This is a genomic window from Weissella confusa, from assembly GCF_004766315.1.
Taxonomy (GTDB): Bacteria; Bacillota; Bacilli; order Lactobacillales; family Lactobacillaceae; genus Weissella; species Weissella confusa_A.
Window position 1 is genome coordinate 1 of sequence record NZ_PVSN01000072.1, and the last position, 20,884, is coordinate 20,884.

Consider the following 20,884-nt stretch of genomic DNA (forward strand, 5'->3'; position numbering starts at 1 on the left):
TATTCAGACGAATACATTGAACAAATGGTTGAGCAAATTAATAGCCGACCTCGAAAGCTTTTCGGCTGGAGATCGGCTAAAGAATATTATTTATCTCAAGTGTTCCGGTTGAATTGACAATTCACCTTTTATAAAAATCCCTGTTAATTAATTCGTTATTTTTAAAATAATCTAACCGCAATTAATTAATGTCTTTTAGGCGATACGTCCATCTTAAATCTCGTAATACATATTCCATTACCTTAAGCGCCTCAGCTATGTTACCTGCAATATGGTACTCCTTAACTATCGGCCCCGTTAACTGCGCCTGTTGATTCAACTTTCGAACAACCCCCAAATAGACGTACCACAGTTGCCCCATCGTCACTTTTATTCGCGACGGTGCGATTTCATAAACCCGTTCAGTCTCATAAGACGTAATCGACATCCCCACCACATTTGGCGTTCGAATCATAAACGCGACATCATTTAACATTGGTACCTGACCAACCCGCGAAATAATCCACATCCCTCGGTTTGGCATATATACCAACTTACCGAACTCCGTTGTTTCAGTCACTTCACCGATACGAACAGGTCCAATAAACGAACCATCTTCATTCAAAAACATGCCTGTTAGGCCTATCGGAGTTAAATCATTTGCGTGTACTGATGGCCAATAAGGTTGTATCATGCTTTCTGCCTTTTCAAACGGCACACAAAGCACCCGGTTATAATAATCAATTAATTCGACGTACGTCATGTTCCACGGGTACTTCCCACCCAGCTTGACCGCTTGAAAAGTGTTATCGTCATTGAAGCTTAAATCTTCTTTTTTGTGGGGCAGAATTTTTTTGATTTCATCCTGCCGAACAGGTGTATATGCCAACGTGTCATCAAGCAACACATAAACAGCGTCATCATCTACCTTATCGATAACGCCCGTCCTACCATCTTGTAGCACAATGCGATCCAATGCGTAAAATTCCATCTACTCACTCTCCTGCCAAAAAAGACGTCAATTCTTGTTAGAAATTGACGTCTTTTAATTATCTAAAATTCGATTCTAAAAAATCCGAAAATTAACCGCGACGGCGTGAAGAAACAGCTGCAACACCTAGGGCACCTAGTACACCAAAGGCAGTCAATGCAGCGTTTGACTTAGCAGTTGCAGCAGTAGCTGGCAAGTCAACGTGCTTTGCTGATGATGCAACAGTTGCGGCTGAAGCAATTGTCTTAGCAGCTGCTGAGTTAGCAGATGCGACAGTAGCAGTCGTTGATGCATCTGATGATGCAACGGCAGTCTTTACAAGTTCACCGTTGTTTGTTGCGGCATCCTTGGTATCAGCTGAAGCAGTTTCACCGTTATTCTTGGTATCAACTGAAGCAGTCTCGCCGTTGTCCTTAGTATCAACAGTGACATCCTTGCCATTGTCCTTGTTATCAACGTTAGCGTTTCCGTTAACATCGTGGTCGTGGTTGTCAGCTGAAGTAACCGGCGTGTTTGGTACCACTTCCGTCTTGTATTGTGGGGCAGCAATTGGCTCTGTATCAGCCGTTTGGTATTGCATTGGATCGTTTGGCACTACTGCAGTAACCGTCTTGCTACCATCAGCGTTAGTAACTGTTCCGGCTGGATCATTTTCAACGCTTCCAGTCCATGATTCGCTACCATCAGCGTTCTTCACAACGTTAGCTGGATTGTTTGCCACTGAACCAGTAACCGTCTTGCTGCCATCGGCGTTAGTAACTGTTCCGGCTGGATCGTTTTCAACGCTTCCAGTCCATGATTCGCTACCATCAGCGTTCTTCACAACGTTGGCTGGCTCGTTCGCTACTGAACCAGTCATGTTACCATTTTCATCAACGTTCATTCCGGCTGGTGCGTTTGGTACCATTTCTGACTTAAATTGTGGCGCAGCAATTGGTTGTGTGTCTGCCGTTTGGTGCTTGCGGTTGTGGTGGTGGTGACGGTTGTGTGACTTTGCAGCTGAAACAGCGTCATTTGGCACAGTTGCTTCTACTGACTTACTTCCGTCGGCGTTGATAACAGTTCCGGCTGGATCATTTTCAACGCTTCCAGTCCATGATTCGCTACCATCAGCGTTCTTTACAACGTTAGCTGGCTCGTTCGCTACTGAACCAGTCATGTTACCATTTTCATCAACGTTCATTCCAGCTGGTGTGTTTGGTACCATTTCTGACTTGTTTTGTGGCGCTGCAATTGGTTCCGTATCTGCCTTTTGGTATTGTACTGAATCATTTGGCACTACCATTTCCATGTTCTTTGGAGCTGCGGCTGGTTGCGTGTCTGGTCGTTGGATTTCATAAACGGGTGCGTTTGGCACCATGTCTGACTTGCTTTGTGGCGCTGCGGCTGGTTGCATGTCAGGCGTTTGATAGTGGTGACGGTTGTGGTGGTGCTTGTGGTGTGACTTAGCACCTTGCACTGCGTCATTTGGTACAGTCGCTTCTACTGACTTGCTTCCGTCGGCGTTAATAACCGTTCCGGCTGGGTCATTTGGAACACTTGCAGTTACAGTGTCGTTTCCGGCTGCATCCTTAACAGCATTAGCTGCTTCGTTTGGCACGCTTGCAGTTACGGTGTCGTTTCCATCTGCATCCTTAACGGCGTTTGCTGCTTCGTTTGGTACGCTTGCAGTTACAGTGTCGTTTCCATCTGTGTCCTTAACGGTGTTAGCTGCTTCGTTTGGCACGTTGGCAGCTACAGTGTCGTTTCCGGCTGCATCCTTAACATCATTTGCCGCTTCATTTGGCACATTTGCCGTTACGGTCTTGTGGTCTTCAGCGTCCGTAGTTGTTCCGGCTGGATTATTTGGTACGTTGTTCGTGACAGTCTTGTGATGGTGCGCCTTTAGCAACACCGCACCTTGTGGTTGATCTGCTGATGGCGTTGCAGTATCTGCGTTAGCAACAACCGTTGCGCCTCCCATAGCAGCAACTGAAATGGCGGCAGCAACCATCCATTGCTTACCGGCTTTGTACATCTTTTTACGTTCCATGACGTATGCCCTCCAAATATATGTGGAAAAATATAGTTTTGATACAAAAACTATGGTATACGCCTGAATTCTAATTTGTGATGTACTTCCTTATATAGTTGTTCCGCCCGTCGCAACTAACTTTTTTAAAAAATATAAATAAAATTACCAGTATTAAGTAGCCGTTATTTTGAAAAATAAAAAAGCGAGCATCGCTGCTCGCTTTTCTATCGATATTAATTATCGCTCGATGTCACCTGAACCGTAGTCGTCATCGACTGGTGCAATGCCACCGATTTCTTCGCCGATACCACCAGCAACTTCGTCATTACCGAAATCATCTGATGAATCGTCATCATCGTCGTCATCTGCATCATCATCGTCTGAATCAGCAGCTGCCGTCTCATCTTCGTCTTCAACTTCACCGAAGTCGTCGTCTTCAGGATCATCATCGTTGTAGTCGATAACATCGTCATCATCCGCAACGTCTGCCAAAAAGGCGTTGATCTTCTTACGCTTCTTCTTCTTTGGTTGACCTTCTTCTTCTTCAAGATCCAAGTGAACGGCTTCATCAATTGAGTCGATTGGGTACCATGAACGTAGTCCCCACATGTTATCACCCAATGAAATGAATGAACCGTCAATATTCAAATCAGTGTAGAATTGTGCCAAGCGCGCACGAATCTCTTCATCTGACTTACCAGTGAATGATTGTACTTCATTCAACAAGTCGTTAAACGCCATGGTGTCATGACGGTCAGACAAAATCGCACGAGCAACTTCAATCATTGAAAGCTCAGCCTTATTTTGGCCGTCAAATTGTGTTAATGCCAAATCACTGCACGTCCTTTCGCGGTCTTACTCAATGTCTTATCTTACAATATTTCAGCCGTTTCGGCAAATGTTATTCTTCGGAAATTAAGCTAGTTCTGGTACATCGCGTCCCAAAACCTACTTTTCAACAGCCACACCAACACCATCTGTGTTTTGTGTCGTCGCTTCAACGTCTGCAACAGCCTTCACTTCAGGCACAGCATTTCCCATTGCAACGCCTAATCCAGCCGCCTCAATCATCGTGATATCGTTTTGTTGGTCACCAAGAGCCATCGTTTCAGATTGATCAATACCTAGCTTAGCCGCCAACGTCAACAAACCACTACCCTTCGTCGCATCCTTGTGCATGAACTCCAAGTGTTGTGGCGTTGACTTCACAATGTAGTAAGCGTCCTTAACATCGGCTGGCAAAGCATCGCGCCAACTATCAATGTCGGCTTCATCCCCAATGAACATAAACTTAACGTAGTGGTCATTTGGATCCATTTCATCGACCGGCTTAATGATGAGTGGCATCTTAATCAAAAAGTTCTCACGGCTAGCCCAGTAGTTAATTTCTTTAGCTGACGTATAAGCGGCATCAATCGTTTCGACTTGCAAGTAAGCGCCCAACTCATCGGCAACCTCGCGCAAACGTAGGTAATCCGAGTAAGCCAATTCCTTACCACCAAGTTCTTCACCGTTAGTCGTCTGCACAACACCACCGTTATACGTAATTGCATATTGGTCATCTTGGTGATTCAAGCCCAGTTCATCCAAATATTCTTGGACACCTGGCAAAGGACGGCCAGTTGTCAAAACAACTTTCACACCTTGCGCAGTTGCTTCTTGAAGTGCAGTCTTCACACGTGGAGTCACTTGCTTTGCTGTGTTAACTAGCGTGTCATCAATATCAATTGTAATTAGCTTAATTCCCATGTCATTGTCCCCTTATTTCTCACTTGGCGTTACCAGCGTCTCGTTGTGCACGTAGCGTTGGAATTCGGCATATAGTGGTGCCATCACATCATCAACCGCTTGCGTATTCATCATCTCACGTGGGAAGAAGAAGCGCGCGTTTCCGAAAATACGACCAGTCATTGCTGCCACCAACGCACTTTGCGTTGATAATTCAAACAATTCCCCAGCTGGTTGCATCATTTCAATCTGTGTACGTGGCTTCTTATCGCTTGGATTATACGCATCGTATGGCAAATCATAACTGTCATTTTCAGCACTGTAATAACGTTCGTCAAAACCAGCTGATGCAATCAATTTGGTAATTGCCGGTAGCAAGTCGCGTGCTGAGTCTTCAATCAAAATCGACTTCAATGGCTTGCGATCCAAAAATCGGGTTGCTAAATCTGCCAAAATCGCATCATCCGCTAGACGCCACTCACTAATGTTGGCCAACATCACTGAATCATCCAGCATCAAGTATTGTTCCAATGTAAATTCACCAGCAAACAATGGCATCAACGCTGGTGAGATGAAACTCGTCGAAATGCGTGAATCTGTCTTGCTCTCATCGTACAAAAACTTTGCGCGTTCTAGCAGGTGCTGTAACAACACTTCGAATGAACGTGACACCGGGTGGAAATAAACTTGCACGTACATTTGATAGCGTGACACCACGTAATCTTCCACGGCATACATCCCCTTTTGATCAAAAGCGATGCCACCCTTGTATGGACGCATCACGTGAATGATGCGGGCTAAGTCAAATTCACCATAAGTCGCACCAGAGTAATACGCATCACGCAACAAATAATCCATGCGGTCTGCGTCGATTTGACTAGAAATCAATTGCACCACTTGTGGATTCTCGTAGGTCTTAGCGATGACACTCGCAACCTTGGCTGGGAAATCAGGGGCCACCTGACGCAAAACTTGATTGATTTCCGTCTCAGGTGACAAGATAATTTGTTGCGTGTACGACTCATGGTCCGTATTGAAAATGTGTTCAAACGTGTGTGAGTAAGGACCGTGTCCCAAATCGTGAAGCAGCGCTGACGTTAACAGCAACAAGCGCTCACTTGGGTCCCACAACCCATCACCCGGTTCCTGAGTTGGATAAAACTTTTCTAAATGGTCAGCAAACTGACGCGCAATTTCATACACCCCTAGTGAGTGTGAGAAACGTGAGTGCTCGGCACCGTGAAAAACGGCACTAGCAACACCCAATTGCTTAATGCGTCGTAGTCGTTGAAATTCAGACGTCCCAATTAAATCAAGAATAACTTGATCTTGGACACGAATAAAATTATGTACCGGGTCACGAAAGACCTTTTCCTTTACTTCTGTCGTCATAAGTCGAGCCTTGATTCCTTCCCTATTTCCGAACTACTGATTCGTTACTTACATTATAACCTAGAAATACCTGTATAATGGAAGTAATAGGCTTATTGAAGGAGGAAATTTGTATGGCAGATTCAGCCAACGGATATCCAGTAACATTGAAATTAACTACAGTCATCCGTCAAGAAGGTGACGAAGAGACGTTTACGTTCGAAGAGACTGGTACCATCACCCCCATGGGCGAAACGTTGTACTTGCGTTACATCGAACACCAAGCTGGTTTGGAAACACCGGTGACGTTTAAGTTGACCCCCGCCGGTGAAGTATCACTCAAGCGCTCTGGTCAAAGCGATGTGCGCTTGCAATTCGCACCAGATGCTACAATTCCAACGCGTTACGTGACACCACAAGGATCAATGTCAATTGATGTTCGCACAAATGATTTGAAAACCGTCCTCAACGATGATTTTGGACACATCAACGTCGCCTACTCACTACTAGCTGGTGAGACCTTGCTAGGTGATTATTCACTTGAGCTTCACTTTGAAAAGTAACATAAAAAAGCCTCGCCAATGCAATGACGCATTAGCGAGGCTTATTTTTGGGCACAAAAAAAGACCATCGTGCAAGAGGGGGAACGCAACGATGGTCCGCCGCCGGCTACTATCGCAACCAGCGAGGGGGGTGTTACATACTTTGGGGAAATATGTAACGCTTCATGTACTTTGGGGAGTAATGAAATCCACTAGGAACAGCGGATATGTATAATATATCTAATCCGTGTGAACAACGTGTAAAAAAAGTGTTTCAATTAGTTAACAGAACTAACAAATCATAAGCTGAGTGTTGCAAAAAAGGGACTACCTAGGTAGCCCCTTCCATTTTTCCTGACTAATTTGACTCAGATGATGATGTTAATGAGCTCGTTGTCTTCGTTAACTTGGCATCAACCGTCTTGGCCTTACCATCGCGGTAGTAAGTAATCTTGATGGTATCGCCTACCTTGTGCTTGTACAAGGCATCACGCAAATCACCAGAACCTGTAATATCAGTATCGTCAATCTTCGTAATGACGTCGTACTTCTTCAAGCCAGCCTCAGCAGCTGCAGAACCGTCAGTCGTACCCATCACCACAACACCACCAGAAACACTGGTTGGTAGGTTCAAGACACTTGCTTGATCAGACGTTGAGACATTGCTCAAATCAACCATCGTCACACCAAGTGCTGGACGTTCTACCTTACCGTTCTTTTCCAACTCGTTAATGATGCTTACAACTGTATCTGATGGAATTGCAAATCCCATTCCTTCAACAGATGTACCATCAGATGATGACGCCAACTTCATTGAGTTAATACCCACGACTTGGCCGGCAAGATTAACCAACGGTCCACCTGAGTTACCAGGGTTAATGGCCGCGTCAGTTTGAATAACCGTCGCCTTACCAAGTGAGTTACCACTTTCGTCTGTCGCATCAACTTCACGCTTCGTTGCTGAGATAATACCTTCAGTTACTGACGTTGCGTATTCAGAACCCAACGGTGACCCAATGGCCAACACCGATTGACCTGGTTCAATCTTTGATGAATCAGCAAAATCAGCGACTTCTGACACCTTTGATGAATCAACCTTCAAAACAGCCAAGTCAGTTTGCTCGTCAGTTCCTACCAACGTTGCCGTCAACTTCGTGCCATCGCTCAACAACACTTGCAATGCATTTGAACCAGCCACAACGTGATTGTTCGTTACGATGTAAGCCGTACCGCCTTGCTTCTTGTAGATGACACCTGATCCTTCTGAAGCCGTTTGCAAATCTGAAGAATCGCTATCGTTACTTGAACTGTTACCGTAATCGCTCGTCAAACCACCAAACATTGAATCGCCCAATGATTGTTGCTTTTGTAGGTTAATCACTGATACAACCGCACCTGAAACTTTGTTAAAGGCCTTTGTTGCATCTGATGTTCCCTTCACATTTGAATTGCTAACTTTAACCGGTGTCGTCTTGCCAGTCGTCACCGTTGAAGGTGCCAATATGCCCGAGTTGTTCAAGTAGGCAACACCCCCTGCTGCCGCACCACCGCCAATCAAACCAGCAACTAAACCAACAATCGCCACCTTCATTGATGACTTGCTACCACTACGCTTTTCATTTTCAGTCATGGGTAACCCCTCCGTGTTAACTCTGATTATTTAATTACATTATAAGTGCCAACCCTTTAAGACGTCTTAAGGAAGCTTCGTTAAATGTCTAATAATTTCGTCGCTTGCGCTGGGTCGGTATCAAATAGATTAAAATCATGGCCAACCCCAAAGTCATGTTCTTCCAAAACTGATTGCACTGTCAAATGAGCCAATGGCTTTTGATTATTTTCTTGACTCAAGTGACCCAAGAACACGTTCTTCGTACGGTCACCCAAAATCTCAGTCAACGCTAACGCCCCATCTTCATTAGACAAGTGCCCTTGATCACTCAAGATACGTTGTTTCAAATTCCAAGCGTACCCGCCCATGCGTAGCATTTCATAATCGTGGTTCGCTTCCATCAACACCGCGTCCGCGTTTCGAATCGTCCCAACAATGCGATCGTTAACATAGCCGGTATCCGTCAGCATCGCAAACGTCTTGTTGTCGTGGTGGAAGGCATAGAATTGTGGATCAGCCGCGTCGTGAGAAACACTAAAACTTTCGACGTCCAAATCGCCAAACAACTTTGTCTGGCCGGCTTCCAAAATATTCATCTGTTCTGGCTTAATTTTACCAATCTTACCCGCCATCGCATCCCACGTCTTCGCATTTGCGTAAACATCAAAGCCATACTTACGTGCCAACACACCAATACCTGCGATGTGGTCACTGTGCTCGTGCGTCACAAACAATGCGTCAACATCCGTCAATGAACGGCCGATTTGATTCATCAGCCCATCAATCTTTTTCCCCGACAAGCCAGCATCAACTAGCACTTTATGCGTCGGCGTTTCAATATACGTGACGTTTCCCTTACTGCCAGAGGCCAACATTGACACATGAAAATCACTTGCCATTTCTGCCATCCCCATTCTTTTTATTATCTACAAAGTAAAAACGCCCCATGACAAAAGAGTCACGCGGCGTTTCGTCGTTATCTATTCTAACACGTCATTATTTCATTAAGGCGCCATTCAATGCATTGATTCGTAATAACGTCGTGTTACCAGTACCATCCGTCACCGAAAAGATCCATGCTGGTACAAAAATCGTATCATTACCAACCGTTGTTAATGGTGCATAACCCATATGACTCCAATTCAACTTACCATTATTTGGAATTTCATTATATTGATAAGCCCCAATCAACGCTTTTTCTTCCGAAATTAACGTGGTTGAGTCACGCAGCACTTGGGCATTCGACACGTACGTTTGAGTATAACCCTTCAAATCATGATTCTTATCCAACAAGAATCGAATTTGCGCACGTGACGTCATAAATTGGCGTCGGTTCGTCATCTTTTGCGTGTAGACCACCATCGCTGAATTATCCGAATCATTATTCGCATACTCCGTTAACTTCGCATCATACACATACTGGGCACCCGCAATCACTTGCGTCTTATCATCAACCAGCTTTTGTAGTGACTTACGTACATCCGATCGTGACGTCCCCATAAACACCGGCTTATCTAACGTTGCTGTTAGCTGGTTGCCAGTAAGCTTTGTTGACCATCGCTTGTCCAAGCTGTCCATATTAGCCTTTAGGAACTCATCGCCATCTTGACCACCGATATAGGCACCAGTTTGGGAATCAGTATCTAACTCACCAACTTGAATACCATCACTCTTCATCTCTGACAGAATGCTTTCCGTTGCCGTTGGATTGGCAGTTGGTTGGTGAATTTGAAACCATTGGAAAGCCAAAAAGATATCAATAGCCACAAAAACCACTAAGAAAGTCGCTAAGATTTTTTTAAAATCCATCAGTTCGTTCCCCTTGATTTTCAGCTAGCTTATCGTTGACCGCTTGCCAGGTGCTACCAACTTCAAAGTACCACTCAGGCTGCAACGTCACGATATTTTGATTGGTATCTGACACCCAGCGATAACCATACGCCATATTCGTAATCGACTTTTTAGGCACACCAGCGCCAGCCAACTGCTTAATCACTTCATCTGATGTCGGTAGCGTCACGCGCACGTTATTGTCTGCTGGCAAAGGCACCTGCAATGAGTACTGTGAAAAATCAATTTCTTGGTGACGACTATCGTGTTGCTTCATTTGAACCGTACCGTAAGCAGTTTGGTTAAAGATTGGCAACCCGTTCACGTAAAGACGGTAAATCAAATGACGTCCCATGTCATGACTTTCAAAAAAGTAGATATTGTCAGGAATTTGGTGAATTCGCACCAGCCAATCATATCCTTTAGCCATACGTTGATTAAACGTCTTGCCCAAATCGGAAACATCATAGGCGTCATACTTGGCCACACCGGAAACGGTATCCACCGTCATTTGACGTGACACCCCATCATTGTAGGTCAACGTATTGCCATTGCGATTAGCACTTGGCGTCGTCGTACCAGCAAAGAGTGCTGATAAATAATTATTCGTCGCATTTGTTTCCATTAAGTAGCTATATGAATGCAACGACACAGATTCCAATGCATCAGTCAACACACGCTTACCATTAAGTTCAAATTTAACTTTGACGCGTTCGTCACTCATTTTGAAACTAGCAAACGACTTAGTTGCGCTTTTAACTGCATATCGATAAGTTGTTCGGTGCTTATCATCCATGAACAATACTTCGTTCTTAGCCTTTTGTGGCACCCGAATACGATTAATTTCAGCGTTATTTGGCAAATCAACATCATTGGTCATGATTTGGTTAACCACCCCACCGGCAACAGCATCCGGAAAGCTCATTAAGACCGTTTCCTTCTTAGACAGGGCATTTAGATAAGCCGCGCCCGTCAGCTTTTGCTTGGTATAGTCACCAACTTCCCATGTCGACAAACGCTTAATCATTTTCGTAGTCGTCGGACGATAATCAATAACTGAATACTGCACATTATCTTCGTTGTACACTAATTGATCAAACCCGTATAGGTCCGTGAGCGACTTTGACGCCACGACTTGCTGCGTCGCGTCAGCATCACTTTTATCATGATTTAAATCACGTCCCGGACTACGCCATAGACTAACTGACAGCGCGATACTAATGCCAATCGCCAGAATCAGCATCGCTACTAATCCAAAACGACGGAATAGCACTTTGAAACGATAATGTAGTCGATTAATCATCCCATTCACCATCATCCCACTCATCTTCTGCTGGATCGTAAGCTTCATATGGCAATGAGATTGAGAATGTTGACCCCTTACCTTCTGAAGAATCTACCCAAATCTTACCGCCAAAGCGTTCGATAATTTCCTTAGAAATAGCAAGCCCCAAACCAGTTCCACCTTGGGCACGTGAACGCGCCTTATCAACACGGAAGAAGCGGTCAAAAATGTGGCCCAAGTCCTTCTTTGGAATTCCCAAACCTTGGTCAGTAATACTTAGTACAACCTCAGTCTTGCGATCAATCATACGAGCTGTGATAACACCACCATCAGGTGAATACTTGATGGCATTATTCATAATGTTGTCCACCACTTGCGTAAACTTCGACGTATCCAACTCAACCCAAATTTGTGAATCCGTAATCTCACGCTTAATTGTGTAATACTTTTCAGGCTTATCATCATTCGCAATAATCATATCGAATCGGTTCAGAATGTAGTTGAACAATTCGCCAACATTGACATATTCCGTCTCCAGCTTCATCGTACCCGAGTCCATGCGGGATAGTTCAAGCAAGTCGTTAATCATGTGAATCATACGAGTCGTTTCATCTTGCGCCACCGCCAAGAAACTCTTAGCGACTTTCGGATCCTCAATCGCACCTTCTTGCAGCGCATCAACGTATGACTTCACAGACGTCAGCGGCGTACGTAATTCGTGTGAAACGTTCGAAACGAATTGACGACGTTCCTCTTCAATACGTTGTTGCTCAGTAACGTCGTACAGCACGATAACCAAACCAGAAATAAATCCTGATGCGCGCTGAATCAAACTGAAGTATGCACGAATAATCAATTGACGTTCATCATTACTGAAATCAAGCAACAATTCTTCTTGGTTATCAAGCAACTCACGCAAATTATAGCGATCGGCAATTTGCAACACTTCCAAAATTGATTGACCCAAGGCCACGTTACTGTCTTCCATACCCGTCATTTGCAACGCAGCCGTATTAATAATGTTAATGCTTCCACGACGGTCAGTAGCAATAACACCATCCGTCATGTGTTCCAGCACCGAATCCAAACGACGACGTTCAAACTCAGTTGAATTCGTCGTTTCTTCAATTCGAACTGCCAGTGCGTTAACATTTTCGGCCAATTGACCAATTTCGTCGTTTGAACGAACTAGAATACCACCTGAATAGTCTCCCTGGGCAATGCGCGTCGTGCGATCATTGATTTCAGCAATCGGCTTCGTCAAACTACGTGAAATAATCACGGCCATGACCACACCCAAGACCACCGCTAGCAATGATGCTGAGAAATAAATCAGTGAAATGTGATTCAAGTTGTCATACGTTGTTTCAAGGCTCGCGCGCACTTCAACAACCCCGACAATGTTACTCTCACCAGATGATGAACTAACCAGTGGCTTCACAACCACCTGATAGCGAACACCCGAACGCTCTTCAATCGGGTTCTTGGTGTACTTTCCACCAGCCAGCGCTGCCTTAACGTTGGCATCAGTAGTTTTTTGCCCAACTTCATCTTGGGCATTGATATCACTCGTACCGCGAATAATACCCGATGAATCAATTACATCAATCTCTGAAATCGAGGCGTTATTAATTGACGTCAGAATGGTGTGAATGTCGCTATTCGCCTTTGTTTGGTCTGTGCTGATTAATTGATGCGTGAGCGAATCATTCACATAAGCCGGCAACGCGATTTGCGTTCTAAACGTTGCCAAATTTTGTTGTTCCAAACGTTTAACGAAGAATGCCCCAACCAGTTCCAACGTTACTAATAGCGTCAGCGTAAATACCAACGCAATTTTAAAATGGATTGAAGAAAAAAACTTCCGCCACCTTTTTTGCTCTGTCAATTCTTCCAAATATGCCATCGCGTTTTTAATACTCCCAAATCTAATTAAAAAAATAGTGCCATGCCAATCGGCACGGCACTAACCAGTCTGCTTTATTCTTCTGAAGCCTTCAAATAGTACCCGACGCCGCGACGTGTCATCAAAATTTGTGGGTGACTTGGTGTTTCTTCAATCTTTTCACGAATACGACGCACCGTCACATCGACCGTACGAACATCCCCAAAGTAATCGTAACCCCAAACCGTTTGCAACAAATCATCACGCGTCATAACTTGACCAATGTGCTTAGCCAAGTGGTGCAACAATTCAAACTCACGGTGTGTCAATTCAATATCTTGAGCGTTCTTAGATACCATATATGCGTCAGGGTGAATCGTTAGGGCACCAATCTTGATGTCTCCACTATCATCCATAACATTTTGACCAGCAACTGGCGCTTGGCGGCGCAAGTTAGCCTTGATACGTGCCAACAACTCTCGATTTGAGAATGGCTTTGTAACATAATCATCAGCACCCATCTCAAGACCCAAGACCTTATCGATCTCTGAATCCTTGGCCGTTACCATGATAACGGGCGTTTGTGACTTCGTGCGAATTTGACGTAGAACTTCTGTTCCTTCAAGCTCAGGCAACATTTGGTCTAGCAAAACTAGATCAGGCTCCTCACTCTCAAAAAGATCCAACGCTTCTTGACCATCCATGGCCACAACAACGTCGTATCCTTCCTTCGTCAAATTAAACTTGATAATATCTGAAATTGGCTTTTCGTCATCGACGACTAAAATTTTACTCATCTGTTCTTTATCCTCCCAGTGGCGGGTATCTTGTAACTATTATAGCATGTTACAAAGTTTTCGTAATCTTTCAGAAACAGAAAACATTTATTTTACAAAAAAGGGTTGCAAAACATTCATATACTTGTTATTATATTATCTGTTGTTGAGGCAACGAAAAGAATTATGGGCAGATAGCTCAGTTGGTAGAGCAACGGACTCTTAATCCGTGGGTCCAGGGTTCGAGCCCCTGTCTGCCCATCCCATAACCACCAGGTCATTTGATCTGGTGGTTTTCTTTTTGCATCAGCATCAATTTCAAGTTCGTCATGAAAAAAGCGTTTTTTGTTCAAGAAAGTGTTGCATTCATTTTCAGATGGTGGTATATTAATATCTGTTGTTGAGAGACACAAAGAGAATTACATGGGCAGATAGCTCAGTTGGTAGAGCAACGGACTCTTAATCCGTGGGTCCAGGGTTCGAGCCCCTGTCTGCCCATCCCATAACCGCTAGGTCATTTGATCTAGCGGTTTTCTTTTGCCTTTCCTCCCGATTCGCTGCACTAAAAGTGCCCAACCCTACTCTTCTAAAACTTTTTCAAACAAAACACTTGCACAGTGCTGAAATTTCTGGTATATTAATATCTGTTGTTGAGGCAACGAAGAAAATTATGGGCAGATAGCTCAGTTGGTAGAGCAACGGACTCTTAATCCGTGGGTCCAGGGTTCGAGCCCCTGTCTGCCCATCCCATAGCCGCTAGGTCTTTGACCTGGCGGTTTTCTTTTTGCCTTTTTATCATAGCAGTTGTTGATCTGGACAAGACTAACTTCGGTGTACAATTACCCCTCCTTCTCTGTTTTATCACAGCCGCTGTTGGTCTAAAGCCTCCGACACTCCCAGTCTACTTTATGATCACTTTTTTCGAACAAAACACTTGCACGCTTACTAATTATCTGGTATTATTAATTCTGTTGTTGAGGCAACGAAGAAAATTATGGGCAGATAGCTCAGTTGGTAGAGCAACGGACTCTTAATCCGTGGGTCCAGGGTTCGAGCCCCTGTCTGCCCATCCCATAACCACCAGGTCATTTGATCTGGTGGTTTTCTTTTTACTCCTACAAATACAAAAACCGGTTCACACTTTTTTTGCGTGAACCGGTTTTTTCTTACTTCGCTGCAGCAATCTTCTCATCGAAGTTCAATGCCAACAAACCTAAATCAATCAACGATTCGATTTGGTCTTCATTAGCTTCACCTGGGAACTTTGCTTCTAATTCATTTTGATACGTCTCTACATATGTGTCTTCAAACGCATCGCGAATATCTTCAGTTGAACCTGTCTTAATAATACCGCCCTTTTGGTCAGCAATAAACTTATCCAAGTTCCCCTTCAATCGATCAACAACTTCTTGTTCTGACGGCAATGCCACCGACGTCGCCGTTCCAGACGCAGCTGATGACGATACATCAGAACTTGATGATGAAGACTTTGCAATTGATTCCGAATACGAACGTGCAACACTCGATTCGTATCGACGCTCAAATTTTTCCTCTTGATGCTCGTTGTACATGTTCATACCAACCGCACCCAAAATCAGCGCCACAACTGCCACTACACCACCGATAAGCCATTTCTTCATAAGCGTGCTCCTTTCCCTTGTTTGCCAAAGAATACCGCATAAACGTGTCAGAAAAGCCGCCAAAACATAAAAAAAGTGTGAACCAGCAATGCTGATTCACACTTTTAAAGGTTGTTACTAAAAGCGTATGCTATTAGTCTTCTGCAACGAATGGCAAAAGACCCATAACACGTGCACGCTTGATAGCAGTCGTCACCTTACGTTGGTTCTTAGCAGACGTACCCGTCACACGACGAGGCAAGATCTTACCGCGTTCTGAGATGAAACGCTCCAACAATTCAGTGTCCTTGTAATCCACGTATTCGATGTGGTTGGCTGCGATAAAGTCAACCTTACGACGACGGCGAGGGCCGCCACCACGACGTTGTTGTGCCATGATTAATTCCTCCTGATAGACTTATGTCGTTAGACAATTAGATATATCAACTTAGAATGGTAGATCATCGTCAGAGATATCAACCTCTTGACCACCACCGAAAGGATCATTTGATGGTTGTGAAGGTTGGCTACCGCCAAACACATTACCATTTGATGATGAAGAACCACCGAATGGGTTTTGTGCTGGTGCAGCATTGAAGCCGCCTTGGTTGCCACCTTGTTGACCACCGCCGAAGTTGTTGCTTGCACCACCGTTTTGTGAACGGCGTTGTTCGCTTTCAGCTCGACTCTCCAACAATGAGAAGTTATCAACGACAACTTCCGTTACATAAACACGTTGACCTTGTTGGTTCTCGTAGTTACGAGTTTGCAAACGACCTTCAACCGCCACCAATGACCCCTTAGAGGTAAAGTTAGCAAAGTTTTCAGCCGACTTACGCCAGATAACGGCGTTAATAAAGTCGGTCTCACGCTCACCATTAGCGTTAGTAAACTGACGGTTAACAGCTAGTGAGAAAGTTCCGACAGCAGCACCTGAAGTCGTGTAACGCAATTCAACGTCACGCGTCAAGCGACCAACCAGAACAACACGATTAATCATATGGAAAGTCTCCTTTCAATCGGTCTTAATGACCTGCAACTAAGTTAATAAAAAATGTTAGACAATTAAGCTAACAATTACTCAGCTGATGCAAAGTCGCGCTTTACAACCATGTGACGCAAGATATCTTGTGAGATCTTTGCCAAACGATCAAATTCGTTGATGGCTGCGTCATCTTCTGCAGTAAAGTTAACGATGTGGTAAGTACCCTCACGGTAACCTGCAATTTCGTATGCAAAACGACGTGATGACCAGTCCTTAGACTCTGCCACCGTTGCACCGTTATCCGCCAAGATCTTGTCGAAACGCTCAACCAATGCCTTCTTAGCATCAGCGTCCATGTCAGGGCGAATGATGTACGTCAATTCGTATGCCATAATAACTTCCTCCTTTTGGTCTATGGCCGACTTCCTGCCGGCAAGGAGAGCTGTTGAAATTTAATTCAACATAACTCACAAGAACTAAGTTTACACGCGATACAAACGTTTTGCAAGTGAAATATCCATTACAAATTCACGTCATACCGCGTGTCATACGCTTTCATGCCGATTACACCTAGGGTCTAATCACATCGATTAATAGCAAAAAAGCACGACTTTCATCGTGCTTAGTTAGCTTACTTAAACAATGCTGTCGTGTAGTTCATGAAGCGTTCCAAATAGAATGGCTCATCAACCGCAACGGCTGCAAAATTATTCTTGTGTGGATCACGCAAACGTGATGGGTCACCAATCGTGCGACCATCTTCAGGCGTAACCATCATGTTCAATGGCAACAACGTCACCAAGTTAGGATCAACAGCAACACCAACTGCAAGCGGGTCGTGCAAAGCTGCCCCAGCCTTGTTGATATCCAAGTTGTAATAAGCATCAATGTAGTAATCGAAAATGTCAGCGAACACGCGACCCTTTTCCGTACCCAAATCACGCCATACTTGCGTTTCCTTCTTCGTCAACAACGTTTGCAACGTGACATCCAAACCAACCATCACAAGGTGCTTAGCATGCTTAAAGACATAGTCAGCTGCTTCTGGGTCTTGGCTGATATTCGCCTCAGTATATGGCGTTACGTTTCCAGGCACAACAAGCGCTCCACCCATCAACGTTACGTTACCAATCAAGTTTTCGATTTCAGGATCCTTTTGGTAAGCTTCGGCCAAGTTAGTCAAAGGACCAGTTGGGACAATCACCAAATCATCCGCATACTTGTGTGCAGCTTCGATGATGAAGTCAACTGCCGTTTGCTCTTCAACCGAGTGGCTTGGCGTTGGCAATTCAACATCCCCGATACCATTCTTACCGTGGATATCCATTGAAACTTGCATCGTTTCAAAGTTATCAGTCGTTGATGAGTGTGCAGCCCCGATAAAGACTGGCACATCTTCACGTCCCAACAACTCAAGCAACTTCAACGTGTTCTCACCAGCCGTGTTAACTTGCGTGTTACCGAATGATGAAACAACGCCAATCAAATCTGAATCCGGTGTTGCCAAAGCGTATGCCAAAGCCAACGCGTCATCAACACCAGTGTCCAAATCCAAAATCATCTTCTTCTTTGCCATTAGAATATCCCTTCTTTATAGAAAAAGCATTGCCCTAAATTAGTATTAGAACAATGCTTTAAAACTCAAATTCTGTTAGTCGACCGTACGGTAGAAACGGTTCTTGAACAATGGAGATACCGCTTGGTTCTCATTGATACGCTTAATCGCTTCACCAATCAATTCTGCAGTCGTCACTTGCACCAACTTAGGGAACTTCTTCTCTTCAGGCAAGTTAATTGAGTCAGTTACGATAACCTTCTCAAAGACTGAGTTTTGCAAGTTGTCGACAGCTGGACCTGAGAAGACCGCGTGTGTTGCCACAACGTAGACTTCAGCAGCCCCTTCATCCTTCAACTTTTGTGCACCTTGTGAAATAGTTCCACCAGTGTCAATCATGTCATCAATCATGATTGCGCGCTTACCCTTAACATCACCGATGATGTTCATGATTTGCGCCACGTTCGCCTTAGGACGACGCTTATCAATAATTGCGATAGGCTCTTGTGAACCCAACAATTCAGCCAATGCACGTGCCCGTGTTACACCACCGTGATCAGGTGACACAACAACTGTGTTGTCATCAGCAATGCCAGACGTGATTAGGTAGTCCGCCAACAAAGGCGCACCCATCATGTGGTCAACAGGAATGTCAAAGAATCCTTGGATTTGCGCAGCGTGCAAGTCCAAAACCAAGACGCGTGTTGCACCAACCATCTCAAGCATGTTGGCTACCAACTTAGCTGAGATAGGTTCGCGTGAACGAGCCTTACGATCTTGACGGGCGTAGCCATAGTAAGGCATAACCACGTTGATTGACTTTGCACTTGCACGGCGCAAAGCGTCAATCATAATCATCAACTCCATCAAACTATCGTTAACGGGTGCTGACGTTGGTTGGATAACGTAAACGTTATCACCACGTACTGACTCTTCGATGTTGATTTGGATTTCACCGTCACTAAATCGTGCAATGTTAATTTGTGACAATTCCACGCCAATTGAAGCGGCAATCTTTTCCGCCAAAGGCTGATTGCTGCTCAATGAAAAAATCTTCAAATGCGGATCCGCATAAGTCGCCATGTTGTCCTCCATAGACACATCACTGTGTTCCTCAAGTGTTCAATAGTTACATTGTACCGTTTTTTTACATATTCTTCAACGAATACGCCGTGCAGATTTCCGAACACTTTCATATTCTCTTCGAATTTCGTTAACGAAAAAAGCGACGCCACAAACATGGCATCGCTTTCATTAATCATTACTTATTTTCAAAAAAGGCATCCCAAGCAGCCTTGGCATCGCGCTTTGCTGATTCAGTATCATCAAACTTTTCGTGCAATGGCGTACGGTTCCAGAAATCGTACTTCGTCACTTGACGCGTACGAGCAATTCCCATAGCGTGCGTTGGCACGTCATCAGTAATCGTTGAACCGGCAGCAATAAAGGCTTCGCTACCAATGTTCACTGGTCCGACAATCTTAGAGTTTGAACCGATAAAGGCACGGTCGCCAACGTTTGAGTGCCACTTGTGCAAACCATCGTAGTTAACGAAGATTGAACCGGCACCGATGTTAACATCCTTGCCAATCGTTGCGTCACCAAGGTATGACAAGTGACCCATCTTTGATCCCTTACCCAAGTGTGCCTTCTTAACTTCAGTAAAGTTACCGGCGTGGGCTTCAACATCCAAGTAAGCAGCTGGACGCAAGTGAGCAAACGGACCAACCGTTGCACGCTCACGAATTTCAGCTTCTTCAAAGTGTGACGCATCGACTTGTGCACCATCAGCCACAATTGAATCAACCAAACGTGAACCCGTCGTAATCAAAACGTTAGACCCAATTTGCGTCTTACCCTTCAAGTAAACGTTAGGCTCAATAACGGTGTCGTTACCAATCGTGACATCAACATCGATGTACGTGTTCGCTGGATCAATCAGCGTTACACCGTTACGCATGTGCATTTCATTGACGCGGTCGCGCAAAACCTTGTTTGCACGGGCCAAAGCAACACGGTCGTTAACACCCATTGATTCGTCAAAGTCATCCATCACAAATGCCCCAACGGTGTGACCTTCGTTACGCAAAATCTCCAACGTATCTGGCAAGTAGTATTCACCTTGCGCATTGTCATTCGTTACTTGCTTCAAGCTGCTGAACAACAATTGGTTATCAAACACGTAAACACCTGTGTTGATTTCGTTTACGGCAGCTTCTTCTGGCGTTGCATCCTTTTGCTCAACGATGCGGACAACATTACCGTTTTCATCACGAATAATGCGACCGTATCCAGTTGGATCAGGTGCGATTGCCGTCAAAACAGTTACTGCGTTACCTGATTGCTCGTGGAAATCAAACAACTTGTTAAACGTATCAACCGTAAACAAAGGCGCATCCCCAGAACCAATCAACGTCATTCCTTCGGCATCGCCAAGTTGTGGCTCAGCCATTTGAATAGCGTGTCCCGTTCCAAGTTGCTCGGCTTGCAACGCAAACTCTGAACGGCCTGCCAAAGCAGCTTCAACGCGCTCAGCTCCGTGACCAACCACCGTAACAATCTTCTCAGCGCCCGCAGCTTGAGACGTTTCCAAAACCATCTCAACCATTGGCTTACCGCCGACTTCGTGTAGCACCTTAGGTAGGTCAGACTTCATACGAGTCCCCTTACCAGCCGCTAAAATAATGACAAAACGTTGCATCTTTCTTTCTC

General features: G+C 44.7%; 19 protein-coding genes and 4 tRNA genes. 5 read left to right on the forward strand and 18 right to left on the reverse strand.

Annotated features, from left to right (window positions below; genetic code table 11):
* Positions 1-181: 181 nt before the first annotated feature.
* From C6P11_RS09605 to C6P11_RS09625, 5 genes are all read right to left on the reverse strand, one after another.
* Positions 182-970 carry a hypothetical protein gene (locus C6P11_RS09605; RefSeq protein WP_135520672.1) on the reverse strand — a complete coding sequence of 263 codons (789 nt, stop codon included), beginning with the start codon at positions 968-970 and terminating at the stop codon, positions 182-184.
* 91 nt (positions 971-1,061) lie between these two features.
* The gene (locus tag C6P11_RS09610) at positions 1,062-3,002 is read right to left on the reverse strand and encodes a KxYKxGKxW signal peptide domain-containing protein (RefSeq protein ID WP_135520674.1); all 1,941 of its coding nucleotides are present in this window, start codon (positions 3,000-3,002) and stop codon (positions 1,062-1,064) included.
* A gap of 219 nt (positions 3,003-3,221) precedes the next feature.
* Entirely contained in the window at positions 3,222-3,815 is a 594-nt protein-coding gene (gene rpoE, locus C6P11_RS09615) for a DNA-directed RNA polymerase subunit delta (RefSeq protein WP_056972374.1), read from the reverse strand.
* Positions 3,816-3,932: 117 nt separating this feature from the next.
* The gene (locus C6P11_RS09620; protein WP_135520676.1) at positions 3,933-4,733 is read right to left on the reverse strand and encodes a Cof-type HAD-IIB family hydrolase; all 801 of its coding nucleotides are present in this window, start codon (positions 4,731-4,733) and stop codon (positions 3,933-3,935) included.
* 12 nt (positions 4,734-4,745) lie between these two features.
* Positions 4,746-6,104: an HD domain-containing protein gene (locus tag C6P11_RS09625; RefSeq protein WP_135520678.1), complete on the reverse strand. Its 1,359-nt coding sequence runs from the start codon at positions 6,102-6,104 to the stop codon at positions 4,746-4,748.
* 113 nt (positions 6,105-6,217) lie between these two features.
* On the opposite strand from C6P11_RS09625, the gene C6P11_RS09630 reads away from it, so the two are divergent.
* Positions 6,218-6,646 (forward strand): DUF1934 domain-containing protein, encoded by a 429-nt coding sequence (locus tag C6P11_RS09630; protein ID WP_135520680.1) that lies wholly within the window; start codon positions 6,218-6,220, stop codon positions 6,644-6,646.
* Positions 6,647-6,983: 337 nt separating this feature from the next.
* Here C6P11_RS09630 and C6P11_RS09635 read toward each other — a convergent pair whose 3' ends face one another.
* The 6 genes from C6P11_RS09635 to yycF all read right to left on the reverse strand — a co-directional run bounded on the left by C6P11_RS09635 (position 6,984) and on the right by yycF (position 14,034).
* Positions 6,984-8,255 carry a S1C family serine protease gene (locus C6P11_RS09635; protein WP_135520682.1) on the reverse strand — a complete coding sequence of 424 codons (1,272 nt, stop codon included), beginning with the start codon at positions 8,253-8,255 and terminating at the stop codon, positions 6,984-6,986.
* 80 nt (positions 8,256-8,335) lie between these two features.
* Positions 8,336-9,136, reverse strand: coding sequence for an MBL fold metallo-hydrolase (locus C6P11_RS09640; protein ID WP_135520685.1), 801 nt, complete (start codon positions 9,134-9,136; stop codon positions 8,336-8,338).
* A gap of 97 nt (positions 9,137-9,233) precedes the next feature.
* Positions 9,234-10,046 (reverse strand): two-component system regulatory protein YycI, encoded by an 813-nt coding sequence (locus C6P11_RS09645; RefSeq protein ID WP_135520687.1) that lies wholly within the window; start codon positions 10,044-10,046, stop codon positions 9,234-9,236.
* A complete protein-coding gene (gene yycH, locus C6P11_RS09650) occupies positions 10,036-11,385 on the reverse strand; it encodes a two-component system activity regulator YycH (protein ID WP_245299864.1) in 1,350 nt (449 codons plus the stop codon). Before yycH ends, C6P11_RS09645 begins: the two co-directional genes overlap by 11 nt.
* A complete protein-coding gene (walK, locus tag C6P11_RS09655; protein WP_135520689.1) occupies positions 11,363-13,258 on the reverse strand; it encodes a cell wall metabolism sensor histidine kinase WalK in 1,896 nt (631 codons plus the stop codon). The genes yycH and walK overlap by 23 nt, the downstream gene beginning before the upstream one ends.
* Positions 13,259-13,332: 74 nt before the next feature.
* Positions 13,333-14,034 (reverse strand): response regulator YycF, encoded by a 702-nt coding sequence (gene yycF / locus C6P11_RS09660; RefSeq protein ID WP_135520691.1) that lies wholly within the window; start codon positions 14,032-14,034, stop codon positions 13,333-13,335.
* A gap of 167 nt (positions 14,035-14,201) precedes the next feature.
* On the opposite strand from yycF, the gene C6P11_RS09665 reads away from it, so the two are divergent.
* The 4 genes from C6P11_RS09665 (at position 14,202) to C6P11_RS09680 (ending at position 15,082) form a co-directional block, all read left to right on the forward strand.
* Positions 14,202-14,274, forward strand: a tRNA-Lys gene (locus C6P11_RS09665).
* 164 nt (positions 14,275-14,438) lie between these two features.
* A tRNA-Lys gene (locus C6P11_RS09670) sits at positions 14,439-14,511 on the forward strand.
* 174 nt (positions 14,512-14,685) lie between these two features.
* Positions 14,686-14,758, forward strand: a tRNA-Lys gene (locus C6P11_RS09675).
* A gap of 251 nt (positions 14,759-15,009) precedes the next feature.
* A tRNA-Lys gene (locus tag C6P11_RS09680) sits at positions 15,010-15,082 on the forward strand.
* Between the two features lie 97 nt (positions 15,083-15,179).
* Here the strand turns inward: C6P11_RS09680 and C6P11_RS09685 are convergent.
* The 7 genes from C6P11_RS09685 to glmU form a co-directional block, all read right to left on the reverse strand.
* Positions 15,180-15,653: a hypothetical protein gene (locus tag C6P11_RS09685; RefSeq protein WP_135520693.1), complete on the reverse strand. Its 474-nt coding sequence runs from the start codon at positions 15,651-15,653 to the stop codon at positions 15,180-15,182.
* Between the two features lie 133 nt (positions 15,654-15,786).
* Entirely contained in the window at positions 15,787-16,029 is a 243-nt protein-coding gene (gene rpsR, locus C6P11_RS09690) for a 30S ribosomal protein S18 (protein ID WP_003608765.1), read from the reverse strand.
* A gap of 51 nt (positions 16,030-16,080) precedes the next feature.
* Complete coding sequence (gene ssb, locus C6P11_RS09695; protein WP_003608767.1) at positions 16,081-16,632, reverse strand: single-stranded DNA-binding protein; 552 nt, start codon at positions 16,630-16,632, stop codon at positions 16,081-16,083.
* Positions 16,633-16,709: 77 nt separating this feature from the next.
* Positions 16,710-17,009 carry a 30S ribosomal protein S6 gene (gene rpsF, locus C6P11_RS09700; protein ID WP_003608769.1) on the reverse strand — a complete coding sequence of 100 codons (300 nt, stop codon included), beginning with the start codon at positions 17,007-17,009 and terminating at the stop codon, positions 16,710-16,712.
* Positions 17,010-17,248: 239 nt separating this feature from the next.
* The gene (locus C6P11_RS09705; protein WP_135520695.1) at positions 17,249-18,193 is read right to left on the reverse strand and encodes a nucleoside hydrolase; all 945 of its coding nucleotides are present in this window, start codon (positions 18,191-18,193) and stop codon (positions 17,249-17,251) included.
* Between the two features lie 75 nt (positions 18,194-18,268).
* Positions 18,269-19,255 carry a ribose-phosphate diphosphokinase gene (locus tag C6P11_RS09710; protein WP_135520697.1) on the reverse strand — a complete coding sequence of 329 codons (987 nt, stop codon included), beginning with the start codon at positions 19,253-19,255 and terminating at the stop codon, positions 18,269-18,271.
* Between the two features lie 178 nt (positions 19,256-19,433).
* Positions 19,434-20,873 carry a bifunctional UDP-N-acetylglucosamine diphosphorylase/glucosamine-1-phosphate N-acetyltransferase GlmU gene (glmU, locus tag C6P11_RS09715; RefSeq protein WP_135520699.1) on the reverse strand — a complete coding sequence of 480 codons (1,440 nt, stop codon included), beginning with the start codon at positions 20,871-20,873 and terminating at the stop codon, positions 19,434-19,436.
* Positions 20,874-20,884: the final 11 nt, after the last annotated feature.